The following is a 19,612-nucleotide window of genomic DNA, read 5'->3' on the forward strand; positions in this document are numbered from 1 at the left end:
TCCTGCTGTTGTCTCCGGGCCTGTTCTTCCTGCTGCTTGCGCGCCTGCTCTTCCTGCTGCTTGCGGAGCTGGTCCTGCTGTTGTCTCCGGGCCTGTTCTTCCTGCTGCTTACGCGCCTGCTCTTCCTGCTGCTTGCGGAGCTGATCCTGCTGTTGTCTCCGGGCCTGTTCTTCCTGCTGCTTGCGCGCCTGCTCTTCCTGCTGCTTGCGAAGCTGGTCCTGCTGTTGTCTCCGGGCCTGTTCTTCCTGCTGCTTGCGCGCCTGCTCTTCCTGCTGCTTGCGGAGCTGGTCCTGCTGTTGTCTCCGAGCCTGTTCTTCCTGCTGCTTGCGCGCCTGCTCTTCCTGCTGCTTGCGCTGCTGGTCCTGCTGCTGTCTCCGAGCCTGTTCTTCCTGCTGCTTGCGAAGCTGATCCTGCTGTTGTCTCCGGGCCTGCTCTTCCTGCTGCTTGCGCTGCTGGTCCTGCGCTTCACGCTGACGGAGTTCTCGTTGCTGCTTACAAATTTCAGGTTGGGTGCCCGGTGGACAGTCGTCCGGAACTTTGTTGTCTGGAGCTGCAAAACCGATGGAAATCGATCCGAGCGTTACTGAAAGAATAAAAATAATGCTCTTTTTAAGCTGAGATTGAATACGCATCTGTCATTGGTTCCTTCTAACGGCTTGCCAGCCGGAACGATTTCCGGAGCACTGGTATGGATGCTAACGCAGTAAGAGTCCAAGTACAACACCCGTCGCCATCTTGCCCAACTCCACACCGATCCAGACGATTCATGATGCTCCCGAATCAAACCGATGGAAAGGAATCCGCATCCTCTGGCTGGATCAAGAATATGGCCCAGGTCCCACAAGGCTCTGAGCGTCAGTTGTGATCCCATTCATAAGGATTGCTGCTGTTTCTCATCCGTTCCAAAAACAATTGATACTCCTGGTCGGAGATTTGATTGAACAACGGAGCGTAACCCATGTCATCCACGACAATATGTCCAACCAGCCAGTTTTGCAAAAACTTGATGATCCTCTTGGCACCACTGATCTGATCCTGATTGTCCTCCACCAGCCGTTTGAGTTGCAACAGAAGAAATTTGTGAATTTCCTTATGGTTGCTATAATTTTCATCACCAAGCAAAAAGATAAGTTCTTCCTCGAAACGGAAATGCAATTTAACATGTTCAATAAATTCCCGCAAAGCGTGCCGGATACTATGATTGTTCTGTCTGTGCTGAGAAAACAGATCCTTAATGACATTCACGTGCCGCATCAAGTCCATATGCTGCTGATCGATTTCGGCAATGCCAACACTGTATTGACTGCTCCACTGAATTGGCGTGGATAACGGATCGGACATGGCACCTCCTGCAAGCATCGTTGAATCCATGGTTCATTCAAGAGTCGATTCAAAATGGTTTGACCAGACAAGAAGATCAATAGACTCCTTTCGAGTTCAGGAAAACGCCATAATTCAGATCATCATTCAGGATATGACGAACCAGCCATTGTGTGAAGAATCCCTTGAAGTCCGCCTGATGCAAGACGGACGGCTCCTGCAACTGGTGACGATACTCCAAAACCTGCTGCACCAAATGGCGGTGTTTTTCTTGATGGCGTTCCAGATCCGGATAGCCGTACCGTTGCATCAACTGTTCTTCGGCCTTGAAGTGATATTCAGTATAATCAATCAACGACTCGAAGGTACTTTCCAAAGCTTCACGATCTGCGCCATGACGCAGAATTTCCATAATGGCGTTGGCAATTTCGACCAGTTTCTTGTGATGGGTATCCATTTCCAGGAGTTGGATGTTGAAGGCGCTATCCCAACGGAAACTGCCCGACTCTCCACCCCCATGAACCACCATCATGGTACGGGTATGATAGGCCTCAAAAAGTTTCCAACGCACAATGGGGATATTCTGCACCACATGGCTGGGCAATTGAAACAGTTGCACCTCTTCCAGGGCCATGAGTCGGAACAGACAGGGCGTGTTGAAGACTGCCCGTTCCTCGCCGAAGTAGTCACCGGATTCGAGCACATCGACGTGGACACCGGCGATGGATCGTTGGATGCGACCGGAACGGATGATATGGATCCGGTTCAGATCCGGACATGAAACAATCTCTCCGGCGGGAATGATGCGGATGGTCAGATTGTCGAGCAACGGCCCCATCACCGGAGGCGACATGCCTTCGGAAAACAGCGCCGTGGATTGCAGAAAAGTACCGAATTCCGAATGGCGCAGGATGCGCTCCATGAAACCGTTGCGTTGCACCAACTCCCGGTACATCAGCACCGGAATCTCCAACGCCATGACAAAACAGGCCGTGCTGAAAGTATAACGGGAAGCCGTCCCCATCAATCCGGACATTTCGCCGATCATGGCGCCGCTGCTGAGCCGACCAAGATACCCATCCCTGGCGCGAATCTGCTCCACGGCACCCGTCAGGATCAAATGGAGATTTTTGGGAACTTCGCCTTCTTTGAGGAAGATCATGCCCGGTTTCAGATCAAGCACAGGATTGTTGATCAGGATCCGGAGATGATGCAGCGGAATGGTTGGAAACATCGACCGCAAAAAGGCATAGGCCCGACGACGGGCAAAATCCGATTCTCCCGGAATCAAGACATCCATCATGCCATGGGGGGCACTGGAGCCGATCTCCTTTTCCGCCGGCGTCAGTTCCCGCGCCAGATGGGAAAGCAGAATGCGCGCTGATCGATCGGTGGCGAAATCAGCCGCCATGCCGTGAATCATGCCGCCGCCGATATCGAGCTTTTTCAGGTCCGCAGGAGTCAGATATTCGTTTCTGATCTTTTCATAATAGGCACGATCCACTCCGGGTTTGGTCGCATCCTCCACGATCATTTTTTCCAGCAGTTCCAGGGAAACAATGTCGGCAAGATGGGCATAACTCCGATAACCGTCACGCCACAGGGTCCGAAACAGAAAAAACGTCGTCTCCACCGGATGCGGAGAGTGGACCGGGCGGACCTCCAGGCCTTCGATGTCATTCCAGACCTCCGGGATCAGATCGTGGACATCAAAATATTCGCCAAACCGCTCCTCTTCGATGGAAAGCAAAGCAGCCACCTTTTTTTCCACGGTGGCCCGGACCAGTCGCGTGGCATAATAACCGACCTTCCGACTGGAACGCATCATCGTCGTGATGCCGGCAAAGTGGTCATCATGGGCATGGGTGTGGAAAATCCCCTCGATCTCATCGATACCGATCCCCAGGGACGACAGATTATAAAAAATGTTCGGACCGGCATCGATCAGATAGATCTTGCCGTGAAACATCAAAATACTCGACATGCTGGGACGGTTCACATCCCAACCATCCCCTTCTCCGGCGTGGACCACCGCGAAATACTCCCGGGGCAACAACTGATACCCCAGAGGATAGGCGGACTCATAGCGCATGCCCGGCATCAGGTTGAGATCCACCTGAACGGTCTGGCCTGCGTATTCAAACACGTACAAATTGGAACTTTTGCGACGGATCCACACGCCATCCCGAATCTCGACCGCTCCATCGCCGACGATCCGACAATCCAGCAACTCCCCGGAAGGACGAATCGCTCCGAAAGCAAACCGCAACTTCAGACGCATCATCTGGTCCGCGGTGCTTGCGTCAACACCGGTTGCCATGATCTCTTCCCGGGAAATCAAGCCATAGTTGCCCCGATAGATGTATTGCTTCTGGGCGTTGACCTGTTCCGCCTGTCCGATCAGCAACGGCTTTTGTCCGGTATTGTTGGGATGATTGGGGATAATCATGCCCTGCTTGTAAAGCATCTGCAGAACTGGAAACTCCCCCAGATTGGCAAATTCTCCGTTCTGGAGCGTGAGATCCGCAAGCAAAATGGCATTGGGACCGGTCTCGCAGGCGACACCACCTTTTTCGGTGGGCATGATCAAACCGCGTTTCATCAAATGCTTGACGCTGTCCATGGGACAACCGCATAAAATCCGCAGGCCCACATCCGGAATTTCCACCCAATGGATTCCTTGAGCCACCGTCAATTTAATAATCTTCATAATCATCCACCCAAAGACCCACCAATCCCCAAACCAAAACCCCATCCAGGACTTGGAACGCGCAACACCCCACCGATACCGACAGGACACGTGACTCAAAGCAAGAGCGGTGCAACGGTATCAACCGCATCTGGTTTTCCCGATCATGCCAATCATACCTTCTGAAGGACACATCAGTTTACCATGAGTCTATGCCGGGACCCAACCCTCCATACGCAACGTTCCAATGATCCATCCGCATGATCTCCTCCTCCCACACCCTCTGCAAGCCGTGTTACCCGTTCCCCGGGACACACCGTTTGACAACTCCCCCACCGCATACCCTGGTTGCGGATGGAATCACATGGTAGACTGAATGAGGAGGGTCAGAATTCCGGATTGGCGTGCCATGAACAGCGTATTCATGCCTGGAAACCGTCCAGGATCCAATCAGCCAAAAAGAGCAGCCATTCGACCCTTCTCCATCTTCAGTGACCCACAATAGAATCAAGGAGGTTGTCCCATGCAGACTTTTTTGAAATACATGCGTTCAGCGGTTCTTCTGTCGATCATCGTCCTGTCCGCGTCGATGGCGTCCGCGGATCCGGGCCTGGCGGTATCCAACATGACTTCAGACCAATCGATGGCCGAACCGCTGGTGCTGGCCTGGAATGATCGCCATGAAAGAAAATGCGTGAGAATCTGTCGTCACCGCTATCAGGAAGCCTTGCGGGACTGCGAAAGCGAACGCAGACACCATCATTGTGTCCAAAGGGCCAAAAGACAACATGAGAATTGTCTGAACCGGTGCGACTATTGAGTCATTCCTGATTGCGCGTCATCTCTTGCGCTCCCGAGAGACGGGTGAACCCGGGTACCCCTCATGCTGAAAAAACAGCCACCCCCCCATGATCCGTTTCATTGTGTTCTTTCTGGGCGGATTGGGGGTGGCGGCGGTTCTGCACGAACGGTTTCTGGGGTCGGTTTCCGTGTCACTGGATACGGAACGGATGGGATATGCAGCCGGATCGGCTTTTCTGCTCGCATGGCTGCTGACCTCCGTGAACTGGCATGGCCTGCCGAACCTCGTGAAAAGCATGGGCATCTGGATCGGTCTGTTGATGATCTTGGTGTTGGTTTATGGGGTTCGGCATGAATGGGCAGAGTTGTATCAACGTTTCCTGGCCATCCTGATCCCCCAACGCGGTTTTAGCCAGGATTCGGGGTCATGGAACGTCTTCAAGTCTGCCGATGGCCATTTTTATGTGGAAATCATGCTGAATCGCACCCCCATCCGCATGCTGGTGGATACCGGGGCCAGCGACATGATTCTGACCCGATCCGATGCCCGCAAAATCGGTTTGTCGCCGGAACGGCTCGAGTATACACGACACTACCAAACCGCCAATGGCGAAACCCGAGGGGCTCCGGTCCTGTTGGACGAAGTCCGTCTGGGCAGCTTGATCCTGCATCGCATGCCGGCTTCGGTCCTGACCGGAGAGGCCCACGAATCGTTGTTGGGCATGGCCTTTTTCAAACGGCTCGACTCGTATGAAGTCAAACAGGATCGTTTGACCTTCCGTTGGACCGTCAAGACCCCACCTTGAACTGTTGGCCTCTGACGATCCCCATCCTTCCAGCCCTGCCGGGGAGTGAGAGGCCCATGCTGGATGCTTGTCCTCCGTCGTCATGAGGATGGGCAACCGGGGAACCGGTCTGACCACGGGAGTCACCGGCGGCCAAGGATCTCCCAAACGCGTTCTTGCGGCCTCCCCGCATTATCGAACGTGAAAACTCCACCCCATGGATTCTTCAGGTTTGCGTTTCATGTAATCATATTTCCACTGCTGCAAACGCTTGTACAGCGCGGGAGAAACCGCCGCGCTCAAGGCAAACAGGCCATGCCATGGAAAACTCGGCACGATGGGAAACAATGGGCTTTCCAATCGCAACCCGGCACTGGCGATCTCTTGATAGAGTTGCTCCTTGCTGTATTCAATCTTGTGGTCGGTATCATCACGCGAATCAATTCCAGCTTGACGCAATTGCCTTTTCCAGGAAGTATCCCGGTTTGGCACGCTGATCACAATCGGGGCTTCATCTTTCTTGATGCGTTTCAATTCCTTCAGACACGCAATACGATTCTCCAGATGCTCCATGACATCGGAAAAATGAATCACATCAAACGTGTCGTCGGCAAAGGGATACGGTGTTTTCTCCAAATCGATGGGATATACCTCCACCACAACGCCACGGGCCAAAGCGCTCTCCCTGGTAATGCGAATATTATCCGGATTGTATTCAATCCCCACCGTGCGGGCTGCACCATACTCACACGCCTTCAGGCAGACGGCGCCGACACCACATCCGACATCCAAAAAATGAATGCCCGGCTTCAGAAATGGCTCCACATAGGAACCGGTTTTCGGATCAAATAAATGTTTTGGATGCACAGGATGTTGAGAATAGCCGCGCCACTGCATCGCCTTGCAGGCAAGTTGAGCAAAATACTTATTTTGCCACTTCAACCAAGCCAAATAACGACGTCTGGGATGCAGCACCCATGCACTCAACGTCCAATAAAGAGATTTGATCATTTGAATGACCCATGCCAACACGATCCGAGATTGATCCGCCATCAACATCCCCACCAGAACAACAGGTATCTTTATTTCTGGGATACAAACAAAAAATTCGGCGGGATGAACCAAAAGAAGTCCGGAACACAGACAGAACAGTGTCCTTTCTCACGTTCCACAGCCGCCTTATGGACAATAAATCATGAATATTGTCAGAACGCAAGATATTCAGGTAACAGGCAACCGAGGCATCCTGACTGGGCCACCTCGCCCAGGTGATGCGGATCCGGAATCCGCTTTCCATCTCTCCCGGGAGGCCGTATGATTGTTCAAGGATCTTGTCCGCCAAGCAAAGTTTCTGTTTGTCAGCCCCATCTTAACCACCCGGATGGATCCCAGCAAACGCAAAGATCCGACCACCCAGACCGTCTGTCCACCACAAAACCACCGCACAAGCCGAAAAACAGTCGTTCGGGAGACCAACCCCATCACACTCACGGGAGAACATACATATGGCGCAGGATGAAGTGACCGAGGTCACGACCCAATCCCTGGGGTCCAATCTGGGATCGTCGATCAAGGGGGCGTTATTCGGATTCGTGTTGATTCTGGGGGCGTTCGTGCTGTTGTGGTGGAACGAGGGTCGCACGGTCGAACACTACAAAACCTTGCGGGAGGGTCTCGCCCAGGTGGTCGAGGCGCAGACAGAGCGGATCGATCCCGCCATGGAAAAAAAGTTGATCCATGTGGCGGGCAAACTGCTGGTGAATGGCACACTCACGGACGCGGATTTCGGGATCACCACCCAGGCGGTACGGTTGAAACGCACCGTCTCCATGTATCAATGGGTGGAAAGCAAAAGCGAGGAGACCAACAAACAGTTGGGGGGTTCAACCGAAAAAGTGACCACTTACCGATATGCCAAAGAGTGGTCCGAGCAGGCGCATCCATCCAAAACGTTCAAAAACCCCCAGGGGCATGACAATCCAGCGGCATTCCTTTACGCGGGCCGGGAGTATTCCGCCACCGATGTGCAACTGGGGACACGTCGGCTTTCCGAGGGGTTGATTCAACAACTCTCCAACTTTGCCAGACTGGAGGTGACACCCGCAACCAAACTGCCGGCCCCCCTTCAGTCCAAAGCGAAACTCCATGACGGGGGATTTTTCATCGGCCAGGATCCACAGAATCCCGCAATCGGCGATCTCAAGGTCTCTTTTCAGACCGTCAACCCGGAAAGCGTCTCCGTCATCGCCAAACAACGGGGCAATACCTTTGAACCCTTCACCACCTATAATGGACCCCAATTTTCAGACCATGTGATAAGCTCTGAACCATCTCTAACATGCGAGGAGTGGATATGAGCAATATACGCAAACAACACACCAGTGTTTTCAAGGCAAAGGTAGCGCTTGCGGCCATTCGGGGAGAAGAAACGACAGCGCAGTTGGCAGCCCGTTATGAAGTTCATCCGACAATGATCAACTCGTGGAAAAAACAGTTGGAGGAGAGTGCTGCTGGCGTGTTTGATTCGAGTCGGAATGGCAGTAAGGAGAAAAAGACAGAGGAAACGCTTGCAGAGTTATACCGTCATATTGGTCAACTGAAAGTGGAGCGAGATTTTTTAGCCAAGCGGCCCGGGATCTAAGCCGCGAGGAGAAACTGACCATGGTAGAACCGGACCATGAACGGTTGAGCGTCCGCAAGCAATGTGAACTGCTGGTACTGAATAGGTCGTCGTTGTACTACCGGCATCATCCTGTTGAGAAAGATGACCTGGAGATGATGCGTTTGATTGATGAGCAGTTTTTGAAAACGCCGTTTTATGGTACTCGGCGGATGGCGGCACATTTGAGTCATGCCGGACATCCGATCAATCGGAAGCGGGTGCAACGGCTGATGGCCAGGATGGGCTTGGTAGCGATCCATCCAGGACCAAATACCAGCAAACCACACCCAGAACATAAGATCTATCCATATTTATTGAGGAATGTGGAGATCAATCGTTCCAACCAGGTTTGGTCTACAGACATCACATACCTACGGATGTCACAAGGGTTTATGTATTTGATAGCAATCATGGATTGGTATAGTCGAAAGGTGCTATCATGGCGTATTTCCAACACATTGGAGAGCAGGTTTTGCCTGGAAGCTTTGCAGGAAGCGTTTCAGATCTATGGCAGACCAGAGATTTTTAACACGGATCAGGGCAGCCAGTTTACCAGTGATGCATTTGTTAAGACAGTAGAAGCCACTGGAGCCAAGATGAGTATGGATGGACGGGGCCGGTGTCATGACAATATTTTCATCGAACGGTTGTGGCGGTCGGTAAAATACGAGTGCATATATTTGCATTCATTTAAAACTGGAAAAGATCTTCGCCAGAAGATGGGCGAGTGGTTTGACTGGTACAATCAGGAAAGGGTACATCAATCTTTAGGCTATTGTACACCGGACTTGGTCTATCAACAGGAACTACATCTCCGGGAGGTAGCATGATGTGGGGCATGCCTCCTGGTTACCCACAAATCCACAGGCCCGATGGGATTTTTGTGAGAATCCTGTGGCCTGTGGATTTGTGGATAACCAGGACCCAAGCCGGTGGGCATTGCCAAGTATTCAGTGTCTATAAAAATAAAAGCAAACAAGGTTCAGAGCTTATTCGCTTCATAAAATTGTCTTGACGATAGGGTCCACTTCAACCAGCACAGGCGAAACCATCGACCTGATTCACACCGGGGTACTGAGCGCCCAGGAGATCTTCCAGGAAGAAGAACGGACCAACGCCCTGTGGGCCTGGATTTTGCGGGGTGGGGGATTTTTGTGTCTGTGGCTGGGATTGAGTCTGCTCTTCAGCCCATTGCTGGCTTTGTTGAACATTCTGCCCTTTCTGGGGGATCTGGTGGGGATCGGAACCGGGCTGTTCAGCCTGGTGCTGAGTCTGTTTTTGTCCATCCTCGTCATCGCCATCGCTTGGCTGGTCTATCACCCCCTGATCGGTGGGGGACTCCTGCTGCTGGCGCTTCTGATCCTGTTCCTGGCAAAACGTACCCTGCCGAACCCCGCCCATTCCCGGTCCTGAAACAAACCCGGGATCAAGACCGCCATCAAAAAAAAACGGCCAGGATTGTCACGGCAAACGGTTCATCCGTGACAATCCTGGCCGGGTTCACACATACGACAACGCTTTCAGGATCCGACGGGCACCCGTTCGGTTCTGACAGGCATGTCATCGTACAGGTAGTTGGCATGAATCTGACCCCGATACAGATTGGTCAGATGATCGATCACCGCCGGGTCGGGTTCGACACCGGCCACGCTGTCTTTGGACTCCCGCCACGCCAGCAGCGCCAAGGAATGGGAACAGGCATCCACCAGGGAGGGTTCTTCCGCGATCATCACCGCCAACGCTTTCCGATCAAACTCATAAACCAATGCCGCGGTTTCGGCAATCGCCGTGGCCACCTGAGGCTGATGACAGAACAAGGCCCGCAGACCAAAAGCCTCGGTGGCGATGAAGCGCTCCGTGACCAGCTTGGTGCCATCCCGGTCTGTCAAGGTCCGTTTGACCATGCCCTCGCCGACGATAAACAGGGAATCCCGCTGCTCGCCAGCCTTGACGATGGTGGCTCCGGCGGCGAAATAACGTTCGCTCATGGTAGCGGCAATGCGTTTGCACACCGTGGCCGGCAGTTGCCGGAACACACGACACTGTTGCACCAGTCGCAACGTATCCAGGGAACGGTTGGCGATGGGAACGCGGCCTTGGGACTGGATGAACTCGGACTTGGGGAAGGAGACGGTGATTCCGGCGTCGCGCATGCATTGCAAGATGCTTTTGATCACCATGTGATCGGCCTTCCAGCGATCCCCGTAATTGGAAATGATATACGTGACCAGATAGACCACCCCATCCCGTTCGATCCGAATCGCGGTTACGCTGGGGGGACTGACATACGTTACGCCCATCGCTCCCAGCACCGCCGCATATAAAATACGCTCCGCGCTATCCACCGAGGTGTCGAAATCGATCACCACCTCGATGTTGCGGCGCGCCCGGGCATCCGGGGTGGTGAAGTTGACGATCACCGCATTGGCGAGGGTCAGATTGGGAATGATCAAGGTTTCTTCGTTTCTGGTCAGCAGATAGGTGGCGCGCCAGGTGATCTTGTCGACCTTGCCCCCCCATTTGTCGTTGATCTTGACGTTGTCTCCGGGTTTCAGAGGTTTTTCAACGTTGAGCAAAATCCCGGTAAAGGCCGACAACAACATGTCCCGCAGCGCGAGACCGATCACCATGACCGAAGCGCCTCCGGTGGCGACCAGCGCGGTGATGTCTCGTTTGAAGACCATCGAGAAGATGATGCAGATACCGATGAAAAAGATCAAAGCGCCGGTCAGATCGATCACCAGTTGGGGCAAAGCCTTGCCGGTTTTTCTTGGCAGAACCCCGTTCAGAATTTCGTGACGGACGAAGCGGGAACACAGGATCGTCAACACCAGCCCAAAGGCGCCGGCGATATACTGCTCCAGCGCCTGCTGCGGCATCCCCGAGACAAACGCCAACGGTCTGGTGAACAGATCATCCAGCAGGACCGCCATACCGAGTATGACGCCTGTTACCGTCATCTTGCCATAAATCTGCCAATATCCATTCATGGTAGCGATGCCCCTCAGACGGTAACCGGAAGACGAAGAACGAAGCCGGGTTCGGATGTGGAGACTTCGAGGCTGCCACCGTAGAATTCAAGGATGACCCGGGACAAGACCACCGCGATCAGGGGCGCGGTATTGGTTTCCGTGGCGTTGGAGACATTGCCGATGCGGGAGAGGAACTGACGGGACTCGTCGATCATGGCCTCGTTGGGCACACCGGCGTTGGCGAAGGCGGAACCGGTGATCGACAGATTCAGCCACCCTCCGTCCCGATCGTGGCGACAGGCCACGGTGATGTTGCCGCTGCCACTCTGATGGGCGGCGTAACCGACCAGACCGGAAATGGCCCGACGCAGCAGATCGGCATCCGCCCGGATCTGAGGCATATCCGCCGTTACCGTCGAAGCGATCTTGAGTTGCGGCAAACGACGCAGACTGGCCATGTCTTCGGCGATCACCAAGGCGGTCACATCGGCCACCGACACCAGGGGATTTTCCGCCTTGACCAGTTTCTGGCGGAAGAGTTCCAACTGCTGATAGTCGGCGACCAGACGGCTGAGACGGGCGGTTTTGTGCATGGAGAATTCAAACCGTTCCCGCAGGATCTGGCGCTGCTCCGGCAGGGGCAACTCCCCTTTCGCCACGGTATCGACCGTGGGCATCAAGGATTGCAACTGTCCGCTGACCGACAACAAAGGCTCATTGAGAGCGGTCACCAGATTGGTGAAGAAGCCACGTTTGATCAGATCCACTTCCTTCAATTTGGCCATGGCGGCGTCACACATCACGGCGCGGTCTTCGAGTTCCTTCTTCTGGCGGCTCATCACGCCGAAGAAGCCGGCGCGCATCTGGCCCAACTGCATGTATCCAACCGTACCGCCCACGGCGATGACCAGAAACAAAATGACCGCCTTGATGGCCACGCCCTGGAACAGATCACCATACACTTCGGTGAGATCCAGCATGGTGGAAATCACGATGGTCGGCACCCCGGAAAAGTTGACCAGGGGAAACGTCTTGACAAAAACGGTCTTCTTCCCGGACTTGTCCAGAGAGGAATCCTTGGCGCGGGGATCGAAATTCAGCGCACGCATCATCTCCCCGGCGGTATTGTCCGAGTAGATGTAATAGACATCGGTGCCCTTGACGGCGTCATTTTTGTTGTCGATGGGCCGTTCAACCCGATCCGAGACCTCTTTCATCAGGCCAATGGCCCACTTCAAGCCGGTCACCGTGCTGGCGCGTTCCAAAGGAATATTGAAATCGCTGGCATATTCAAGCACACCCACCAGTTTGTCCTCGTGGGTCACCGGGGTGATGGCCCGCACCGCGATGACCCCGCCCAGACCGGTCTCCACAGCCAGGATTTTTTGTTTGCGCTCATTGGCGGCCACGATGGATTTGCGGAACTTGCTCAGATCCTGACCGTATTCCGTCGGACTGCCCGCCCGATAAAACAGGGTGGCCGGGGCGTGCCAAAAATTGAGTTGGGCCACGCCGTGATCCTTGCGCAGAACCTGGAAAAAGGGTTCGATGCGGGCAATCAGGGCATCACGATCCTTCTTGGCGAAAGCCTCGACCGTGACCCGGCTTTGCAACATGACCTCGGAGGCCAGATTCATCGCCCGCATGCGGGCCTGAAGCAGATCGCGGAAAACGGTTTCAAATTGTTCCGCGTTGGCATTCGTGCGCTTGAGCACCGCCCCGGTGGAAGAGGCGTAATCATTGATGGCATAAAACCCGGACAATCCGAGCGCCGCCAGAATGATCAAGAGAATGATCCATCCGCTGGCGCCTTCCGACTTCTTGCCGCTGTCACCCGACTTCTTTTCTGTTGTCATCATGGGGTCCCTTCCAGGGTTGATAAAAGAACAATATGCGCGCTTTTCGTGCGTTGAACGGTTGCGTGAGATGGAATCATGAATCGGATTCAGTTTAATTTCAAGATATCCAATCCATTCGACTCTTTTTTCTCATCGGGTGAGCAGACACTCACTGTCAAGCCATGGATCAATCATTCTGATGACACTGCGGGGTTATCAGTCTTTGTCCATCCATTCATTCAGATATGAAAACCAGAATCACCCAAGGACCGCACCATGCCAGCCTGCCCGGCAAATTTTCGACTGGCCGGCGGCAATTCGGTATGATAGACTTGTTTGTTTGGATGTTTGATGCATTCAAACTTTTTGATATCTTTTAGAAACCCGTTGGTGCAACCATGCCGGACTCCTCTTTGCAAGATTTTTTACAGCGTGTTGCCACCCTCAATCCCGGGCAATCCGAGTTTCTGCAGGCGGTCACCGAGGTCATGATCAGTCTGTGGCCTTTCATTCAGAAAAATCCGCAATACCTGGAACAATGCCTGCTGGAGCGTCTCATCGAACCCGAACGGATCGTCATGTTCCGCGTCGCCTGGATGGATGACCAGGACACGGTCCAGGTCAACCGGGGCTATCGGATCCAACACAGCATGGCAATCGGCCCCTACAAGGGCGGTCTGCGTTTTCATCCATCGGTCAATTTGTCGGTGCTCAAATTTCTGGCCTTTGAGCAAACCTTCAAAAACGCCCTCACCTCCCTGCCCATGGGCAGTGGCAAAGGCGGCTCCGACTTTGACCCCAAAGGCAAAAGCCCTCTCGAAATCATGCGGTTCTGTCAGGCTTTCGTGACCGAACTGTTCCGCCATGTGGGTCCGGATACCGATGTCCCGGCTGGCGACATCGGGGTCGGCGCCCGCGAAATCGGCTTCATGGTGGGCATGATGAAAAAACTGGTCAACAGCGCCGCCAGCGTCTTCACCGGCAAAGGGGTCTCCTTTGGCGGCTCTTTGGTCCGTTCCGAAGCCACCGGATACGGTCTGGTCTATTTTGTGGAAGAGATGCTCAAAGCCTCCGGACGCTCCCTGGACGGGCTGAGGGTCGGGGTCTCCGGTTCGGGCAACGTGGCCCAGTACGCGGTCGAAAAGGCCATGCACCTGGGCGCCAAGGTGATCACCGTTTCCGACTCCGGGGGCACCATCATCGATCCGGCGGGATTTGATCAGGAAAAACTGGCAATTTTGATGCAAGTCAAGAATGAACGTTTCGGTCGTGTCAGCGACTATGCGAAACTCACCGGCGTGACCTTTGAACCGGGCCTCAAACCCTGGCAGGTGCCCATGGATGTGGCCATGCCCTGCGCGACCCAGAACGAACTCAACGCCGTGGATGCGGCCACCCTGATCCACAATGGGGTCATCTGCGTGGCCGAAGGAGCCAACATGCCCAGCACCATCGAGGCCATCCAGACCTTCACCGCCGCCGATGTGCTGTATGCCCCCAGCAAGGCCTGCAACGCCGGTGGTGTGGCCACGTCCGGCATGGAAATGAGTCAAAACGCCCTGCGCCTCTCCTGGAGTCGGGAAGAGGTGGATACCCGCTTGCGGCACATCATGACCAACATCCATGCCACCTGCCTACAGTATGGCCGCCACGACGATGGTCGCGTCAGCTACCCGGATGGGGCGAACATCGCCGGATTCGTCAAGGTGGCGGACGCCATGCTGGCCCAGGGCGTGATCTAGTCCGGTGGCACTGTGACTGTTAACAAACCCAAACAACCGGAGCCTCCTGGCCGAATGACACCATCAGGTCTCCTTTGACAAACGGTTGCATGCGCCCATGCAGCCGGCCCCTTCCTCTCCTTTTGATGACGAAAGTATGCCATGAAACCATTGTCGATGAATCGAATCCAGCTGTGTCTCCCGTTGTTGCTGATGGGACTGTTCACCCCGGTCGCCCCCGGTTTCGCCGAGGGTACCCCTGCTACTGCCGTCGCCCCTGCTGCTGCGCCTGCTACTGCCGCCGCCCCTGCTACTGCCAGCAGCTTCGATGTGGCCACCCTGCCCTCACCGGATCACAAGGACAAGGCCAGCTTCGTCTCGTCCATGGGCAAGCTCACCAAACACGACAAGGCCATGGTGGCTTGGCGCTATGACCGCTTCAAGGCGCTTTTGAACAACAAGGATCTGGTCTCCGACAGCGGCAAAGAGGCCAAAGCCTTCCTGCTGACCGCCCGCGAAGAGTTCACCCTGGAAAGAAACAAGCCCCGCGCCTATGACCATGCCTTTCTGGACATCGGTTACGGGGTGACCATTTCCGGTCCCCATCTGGTGATGCGCATGACCTCCGCCCTGGACGTGCAACCCACGGACAAGGTGCTGGAAGTGGGCACCGGTTCCGGTTACCAGTCGGCGATTCTGGCCCACCTGTCCAACAACGTGAACTCGGTGGAAATCATCGAGCCCCTCCACGAACGCACCAAGGCGGTGTACAAAAAACTGGTGGACGCCGGCAACGCTGAATACCAGAATGTGCATCTGAAGTCCGGGGACGGCTATCACGGCTGGGAAGAAAACGGACCGTACAACAAGATCATCGTCACCTGCGCCATCGACCACATTCCGCCTCCCCTGCTCAAGCAGTTGGCCCCCAACGGTGTCATCGTGATCCCCGTCGGCCCCCCGGGCAAACAGACCCTGCTCAAGGTGCAAAAGACCGTCGATGCGGAAGGCAAAGTCACCATCAACCGCACCGATGTCTATAACGGCAGACGCTCGGTCTCCTTCGTGCCCTTCACCAAACAAGGCGGCGGCACCTGGAGCGGAAAGGGCAACCGTTGAGCGGTCTCCCCTCGAAAGTGGCGCCGGAAACCGCAGCCCGGCGCCACTCTTTTCTGCTCGCGGTGTTTCTCATCGCCGGAGCCATCATCGGTCTGCAAATCACCATCATGCGGCTTTACGCCATCTCCGGCTGGGCCCATTTCGGTTCCCTGGTGGTGAGTGTCGCCATGTTCGGCTTCGGTTTTGCCAGCACCGTCATGTGCCTGGGCCGGGGTCTGTTTGAACGGCGCATCGAAGAGATCGCCCGCCTCGCCCTGTTGTTGTTCGGTCCCCTGACCGTGCTCGGCAACGTGGTGGCCCAGAACGCCCAGTTCAATCCCATTTTCCTGCTGGCGGACAACCGGCAGATTCTCAACCTGATCTTCAACCTGCTGGCCTACGCCGCCCCGTTCCTGGTGGGGGCGATCCTGCTGGGCATCTGTTTTCTGGCCGGACGCCACCGCTTCCAGCTCACCTATGCGGCGGACATGACCGGCTCCGGCGTCACCGGACTGCTCTGCCTAGCCGCCATGGACTGGCTGATTCCCGAACATCTGCTGCTGCTGCCCCTGCTGCTGTGGTGGGGCGGCGCCCTCGCTTGGTTCCGCGCCTGGGAAGACCGACGCTCCCCCTGGCTGGTGAGTCTTTCCGGGGTGGTCTCCCTGCTGATGCTGTTTCTGCTGCCCCAGCTACAGGTCTCCCCCTACAAAGGGGTGAGCTACGCCGCCAAGTTTCCCGACGCCCAACGGCTCTATCATGCCGCCGGCGCCCACGGTCTGCACGAAATCTTCGGTAGCTCCTACTTCCATTTCGCCCCCGGCCTGAGCGACATGGCCTCCCTGACCATGGGAGAGTTGCCGAAAAATACCTACATCGGTCTGTATGTGGACAGCGATGGCCCCATCGGCATCATGAAGGCCATCCCCCCGGAACAAAACGATTATTACCGTTTCCTGCCCATGTCCATGCCCTACCTGCTGCATCCGCAGCCGGAAAGCGTGTTCGTGGTGCAGTTCGGCGGCGGCATTTCCACCCGGGTGGCCCTGGCCGGCGGCGCGAAACACGTCACCGTGGCGGAAGGCAACCCCATGATTCCCAAAGCCTTCTCCGACGACGCCATCCGGACTTTCACCGGAAATCTCCTCGGTGATCCCCGTCTGACCCTGGCCCCCATGGATGGTCATCTGTTCATCCGCAGCAGCAAACAGCATTTCCAGGTGATCGATCTGAGTCTGGCGGACTCTACCGGGCTGTCCAGTCCCGGCGGTTTCTCGGTCACGGAAAAATATCTGTACACCCGGGAAACCATGGCCGCCTACATGAACGCCCTGGAACCGAACGGAGTGCTGGCGGTCACGGTGTGGAACAAGGAAGATCCCCCGAAATCCACCCTGCGCCTCTTCAACACCCTGGCGGCGGCGGGACGGGCCACCGCCGGCGAACTGACCCCCAACTCCTTTTATGTGGTGCAGGTGTTTCTTTCCACCACCACCGTGCTGTACAAAAAAGGTGGCTTCACCGCGGAAGAACGGGCGAAACTGGATGCCCACGCCCGGGAAATGGCTTTCGACGTGGTTTACCGCCCCGGCGAACGATTCCAGGGAGACGCGCAGGCCCTGCTTGGGGGATTCCGTCAGGTGGTGCTGGGCGGCAAAATCACGCCGACGGCCACCCCCGACGCGGACAATCCCGCGCCGGAAGCCGAAGAGGAAGGTCCAGACCTCTCCGTACCCTCCTTGTACCGACTCATGCTCGATCGCATGATGTACAACGAAAAACCGGATGAAATCCTATCCTATCCCTTCGACATCTCACCCTTGACGGATGATCGGCCCTATTTCGCCGGTTTCGTGCGGCTGAATGATCTGTTTTCATTCGTCGGGCGTCTGGAGGTCATCTCCGACGAGTGGGGCTATCTGCTGTTATGGCTGACCCTGGGTCAATCGGCCATGGCCGGAGCGTTGCTGCTCTCCATGCCGATCCTGTTCGGCTGGCGCACCATCTTTGCCCCCCAGCCCGGCAAGCTCGGCATTCTGGGCTATTTTGCCGCCCTTGGATTGGGGTATATACTGGTGGAAGTGGCACTGATCGGCAAATTCATCAGCGCCTTGGGCAATCAGGTGATCTCCACCAGCGTGCTGATCACCGGCATGCTGATCAGCACCGGTCTGGGATCACTGGCCTCCGGACGTATCGTGGAACGGGCTTCCGCCATCATGCCGCGGATCTTCCTGGCCATCGCCGCCATCCTGACCCTCTACGGCGTGGCCCTGGAAACCTGGTTGCCGGTCATCGGCACCCTCTCCTGGCGCACGGCGGCCTGCATTCTGCTGCTGTTTCCGCCGGCCTTTCTGATGGGGTTTCCCTTCGCCACCGGCATGAGCTGGCTGGCCAAACTGGGCAAGGAACCTTTCTTCCTATGGGCATGGGGCATCAACGGCATGTTTTCGGTCATGGGCGCGGTGCTGGTTCCCATCATCGCCGTCAACGTGGGGCTGTCCGCCAACCTCTATCTGGCGGGAATCCTTTATCTGCTGGCCTGGCCCTGCTTCTTCGCCTTGCTGAAACCCTCCCCCGCCGCCTCCTGCGGGTCGGGTGTCTGATGGCGGTACTGCTTCAAGGGGGCATGGCTCTGGCGACAGAGCCTGCCTCCTCCCTTCGTCACGAGGTGATCTGCCGCAAAACCCCCTCCTGCCAGATGACCCTGATGGCCCGCTTGCCCCACGCCCCGTTTCCCTATGACGGCATGGTGGGAGATACCGGCCAGCCCTTCTTCGAGGGAATGGACGCCGCCCATGGCCAACGTCTGCATCGGGTCAGCGAAGAGTTGTCCTATCCCGAATCCCCCCACTACCGGGACAACCGGGTCTTGATCCATCTGCCTCCGCAATTCAAGCCGGACAACCCTTTCGAGATTGTGGTCTTTTTCCACGGACACATGACCGAACTCAACCGCACGGTGGTGGACGAGATGGCCCTGCCGGACCAGATCAACGCCACAGGCCGCAATCTGCTGCTGGTGGCCCCCCAAATGGTGTTGGAAGGGGCGGACTCCAGCCCTGGCAAGCTCTATCGTCCCGGGGGATTCGACAACCTGCTCCAGGATGTCTCGAAGGTGCTGAAAAGCCGGATGGGCAAAACCTTCGCCGCACGCTTCGACCGGGCACCGGTGATCCTGACCGCCTTCAGCGGTGGATTCCGGGCCACGGCCTATACCCTGGACCGGGGATTTGCCAATCAGAAACCATTGAAAAAACCGAACAAAGGGGACAAGAAAAACAAAAGAGACAAACCGGGCAAAGAAGAAATACCGGACAAACGGGTCTCTCCGGACAAACGGGATGCCCGCCTGCGGGGCGTGATCCTGGTGGATGCCCTGTACAGCGATACCGAGAAGTTCAACGCCTGGTTGCGACATCCTGGGCGACGGGGATTTTTCGTCAACCTTTACGGCCCATCCAGCGCGCCGCTTTCCCAGCAGCTTCAGCAGGAGTGGGACCAGTGCAAGCTGCCCTGGTCGGAGCGCCTGAAAGGAAAAATCAAGCCGAAAGGCCTCTACTCCCTGTCGGTGGAAACCCACCACGATTCCATTCTCCTGGCGGGACCGCCCTCCTGGCCCCTGGTGGAGATTCTCAAAAAATTCGGCAACCCGACCACCTCACCACCCGCGCCACCCCGCTCCCGGAAATGACCAAAAAGTACAGACGGATTGCCAATCGGGAACGC

15 protein-coding genes are annotated in these 19,612 nt (G+C 55.8%); 10 read left to right on the forward strand and 5 right to left on the reverse strand.

Annotated features, from left to right (window positions below; translation table 11 throughout):
- A partial coding sequence (locus HQL98_15020; protein MBF0273359.1) for a hypothetical protein occupies positions 1-587 on the forward strand: 587 nt, incomplete at its 5' end.
- A 268-nt stretch (positions 588-855) separates the two neighbouring features.
- On the opposite strand, the gene HQL98_15025 is transcribed toward HQL98_15020, so the two are convergent.
- Together HQL98_15025 and HQL98_15030 are read right to left on the reverse strand one after the other, a co-directional pair.
- Positions 856-1,341 (reverse strand): bacteriohemerythrin, encoded by a 486-nt coding sequence (locus HQL98_15025; GenBank protein ID MBF0273360.1) that lies wholly within the window; start codon positions 1,339-1,341, stop codon positions 856-858.
- Positions 1,342-1,417: 76 nt separating this feature from the next.
- Positions 1,418-4,030 (reverse strand): bacteriohemerythrin, encoded by a 2,613-nt coding sequence (locus HQL98_15030; protein MBF0273361.1) that lies wholly within the window; start codon positions 4,028-4,030, stop codon positions 1,418-1,420.
- A gap of 502 nt (positions 4,031-4,532) precedes the next feature.
- On the opposite strand from HQL98_15030, the gene HQL98_15035 reads away from it, so the two are divergent.
- Together HQL98_15035 and HQL98_15040 are read left to right on the forward strand one after the other, a co-directional pair.
- On the forward strand, positions 4,533-4,829 hold the full coding sequence (locus tag HQL98_15035) for a hypothetical protein (protein MBF0273362.1): 297 nt from the start codon (positions 4,533-4,535) through the stop codon (positions 4,827-4,829).
- An 88-nt stretch (positions 4,830-4,917) separates the two neighbouring features.
- On the forward strand, positions 4,918-5,616 hold the full coding sequence (locus HQL98_15040) for a TIGR02281 family clan AA aspartic protease (GenBank protein MBF0273363.1): 699 nt from the start codon (positions 4,918-4,920) through the stop codon (positions 5,614-5,616).
- Between the two features lie 171 nt (positions 5,617-5,787).
- Here the strand turns inward: HQL98_15040 and HQL98_15045 are convergent, their stop codons facing one another.
- Positions 5,788-6,720, reverse strand: coding sequence for a class I SAM-dependent methyltransferase (locus HQL98_15045; protein MBF0273364.1), 933 nt, complete (start codon positions 6,718-6,720; stop codon positions 5,788-5,790).
- 380 nt (positions 6,721-7,100) lie between these two features.
- On the opposite strand from HQL98_15045, the gene HQL98_15050 reads away from it, so the two are divergent.
- The 3 genes from HQL98_15050 (at position 7,101) to HQL98_15060 (ending at position 9,670) form a co-directional block, all read left to right on the forward strand.
- Entirely contained in the window at positions 7,101-7,952 is an 852-nt protein-coding gene (locus HQL98_15050) for a TMEM43 family protein (protein ID MBF0273365.1), read from the forward strand.
- A protein-coding gene (locus tag HQL98_15055; protein ID MBF0273366.1) for an IS3 family transposase occupies positions 7,949-9,087 on the forward strand; the annotation gives its coding sequence in 2 pieces (ribosomal slippage) (positions 7,949-8,225 and positions 8,225-9,087; 1,140 coding nt in all). Before HQL98_15050 ends, HQL98_15055 begins: the two co-directional genes overlap by 4 nt.
- Positions 9,088-9,268: 181 nt before the next feature.
- Positions 9,269-9,670, forward strand: a complete 402-nt coding sequence (locus HQL98_15060; protein MBF0273367.1) for a hypothetical protein — start codon at positions 9,269-9,271, stop codon at positions 9,668-9,670.
- 107 nt (positions 9,671-9,777) lie between these two features.
- Here HQL98_15060 and HQL98_15065 read toward each other — a convergent pair whose 3' ends face one another.
- Both HQL98_15065 and HQL98_15070 read right to left on the reverse strand, forming a co-directional pair.
- Positions 9,778-11,190: a mechanosensitive ion channel family protein gene (locus tag HQL98_15065; protein MBF0273368.1), complete on the reverse strand. Its 1,413-nt coding sequence runs from the start codon at positions 11,188-11,190 to the stop codon at positions 9,778-9,780.
- Positions 11,191-11,261: 71 nt separating this feature from the next.
- Positions 11,262-13,088 carry a hypothetical protein gene (locus HQL98_15070; protein ID MBF0273369.1) on the reverse strand — a complete coding sequence of 609 codons (1,827 nt, stop codon included), beginning with the start codon at positions 13,086-13,088 and terminating at the stop codon, positions 11,262-11,264.
- A 377-nt stretch (positions 13,089-13,465) separates the two neighbouring features.
- Here HQL98_15070 and gdhA point away from each other — a divergent pair, with 377 nt between their 5' ends.
- The 4 genes from gdhA (at position 13,466) to HQL98_15090 (ending at position 19,577) form a co-directional block, all read left to right on the forward strand.
- The gene (gene gdhA / locus HQL98_15075; GenBank protein MBF0273370.1) at positions 13,466-14,809 is read left to right on the forward strand and encodes an NADP-specific glutamate dehydrogenase; all 1,344 of its coding nucleotides are present in this window, start codon (positions 13,466-13,468) and stop codon (positions 14,807-14,809) included.
- A gap of 363 nt (positions 14,810-15,172) precedes the next feature.
- The gene (locus tag HQL98_15080; protein ID MBF0273371.1) at positions 15,173-15,907 is read left to right on the forward strand and encodes a protein-L-isoaspartate O-methyltransferase; all 735 of its coding nucleotides are present in this window, start codon (positions 15,173-15,175) and stop codon (positions 15,905-15,907) included.
- A gap of 53 nt (positions 15,908-15,960) precedes the next feature.
- Positions 15,961-18,489 (forward strand): hypothetical protein, encoded by a 2,529-nt coding sequence (locus HQL98_15085; GenBank protein MBF0273372.1) that lies wholly within the window; start codon positions 15,961-15,963, stop codon positions 18,487-18,489.
- Positions 18,489-19,577, forward strand: a complete 1,089-nt coding sequence (locus HQL98_15090; protein ID MBF0273373.1) for a hypothetical protein — start codon at positions 18,489-18,491, stop codon at positions 19,575-19,577. Before HQL98_15085 ends, HQL98_15090 begins: the two co-directional genes overlap by 1 nt.
- Positions 19,578-19,612 lie beyond the last annotated feature (35 nt).

The sequence above is a fragment of the Magnetococcales bacterium genome (genome assembly GCA_015231755.1).
Classification (GTDB): domain Bacteria; phylum Pseudomonadota; class Magnetococcia; order Magnetococcales; family Magnetaquicoccaceae; genus Magnetaquiglobus.

Excerpts from the sequence above, each read along its gene's own strand:
- HQL98_15025 (MBF0273360.1), bottom strand. The coding sequence starts at position 1,341 with ATGTCCGATCCGTTATCCACGCCAATTCAGTGGAGCAGTCAATACAGT.
- HQL98_15030 (MBF0273361.1), bottom strand. The coding sequence starts at position 4,030 with ATGAAGATTATTAAATTGACGGTGGCTCAAGGAATCCATTGGGTGGAA.
- HQL98_15035 (MBF0273362.1), top strand. The coding sequence starts at position 4,533 with ATGCAGACTTTTTTGAAATACATGCGTTCAGCGGTTCTTCTGTCGATC.
- HQL98_15040 (MBF0273363.1), top strand. The coding sequence starts at position 4,918 with ATGATCCGTTTCATTGTGTTCTTTCTGGGCGGATTGGGGGTGGCGGCG.
- HQL98_15050 (MBF0273365.1), top strand. The coding sequence starts at position 7,101 with ATGGCGCAGGATGAAGTGACCGAGGTCACGACCCAATCCCTGGGGTCC.
- HQL98_15065 (MBF0273368.1), bottom strand. The coding sequence starts at position 11,190 with ATGGCGGTCCTGCTGGATGATCTGTTCACCAGACCGTTGGCGTTTGTC.
- HQL98_15070 (MBF0273369.1), bottom strand. The coding sequence starts at position 13,088 with ATGATGACAACAGAAAAGAAGTCGGGTGACAGCGGCAAGAAGTCGGAA.
- gdhA (MBF0273370.1), top strand. The coding sequence starts at position 13,466 with ATGCCGGACTCCTCTTTGCAAGATTTTTTACAGCGTGTTGCCACCCTC.
- HQL98_15080 (MBF0273371.1), top strand. The coding sequence starts at position 15,173 with ATGGGCAAGCTCACCAAACACGACAAGGCCATGGTGGCTTGGCGCTAT.
- HQL98_15090 (MBF0273373.1), top strand. The coding sequence starts at position 18,489 with ATGGCGGTACTGCTTCAAGGGGGCATGGCTCTGGCGACAGAGCCTGCC.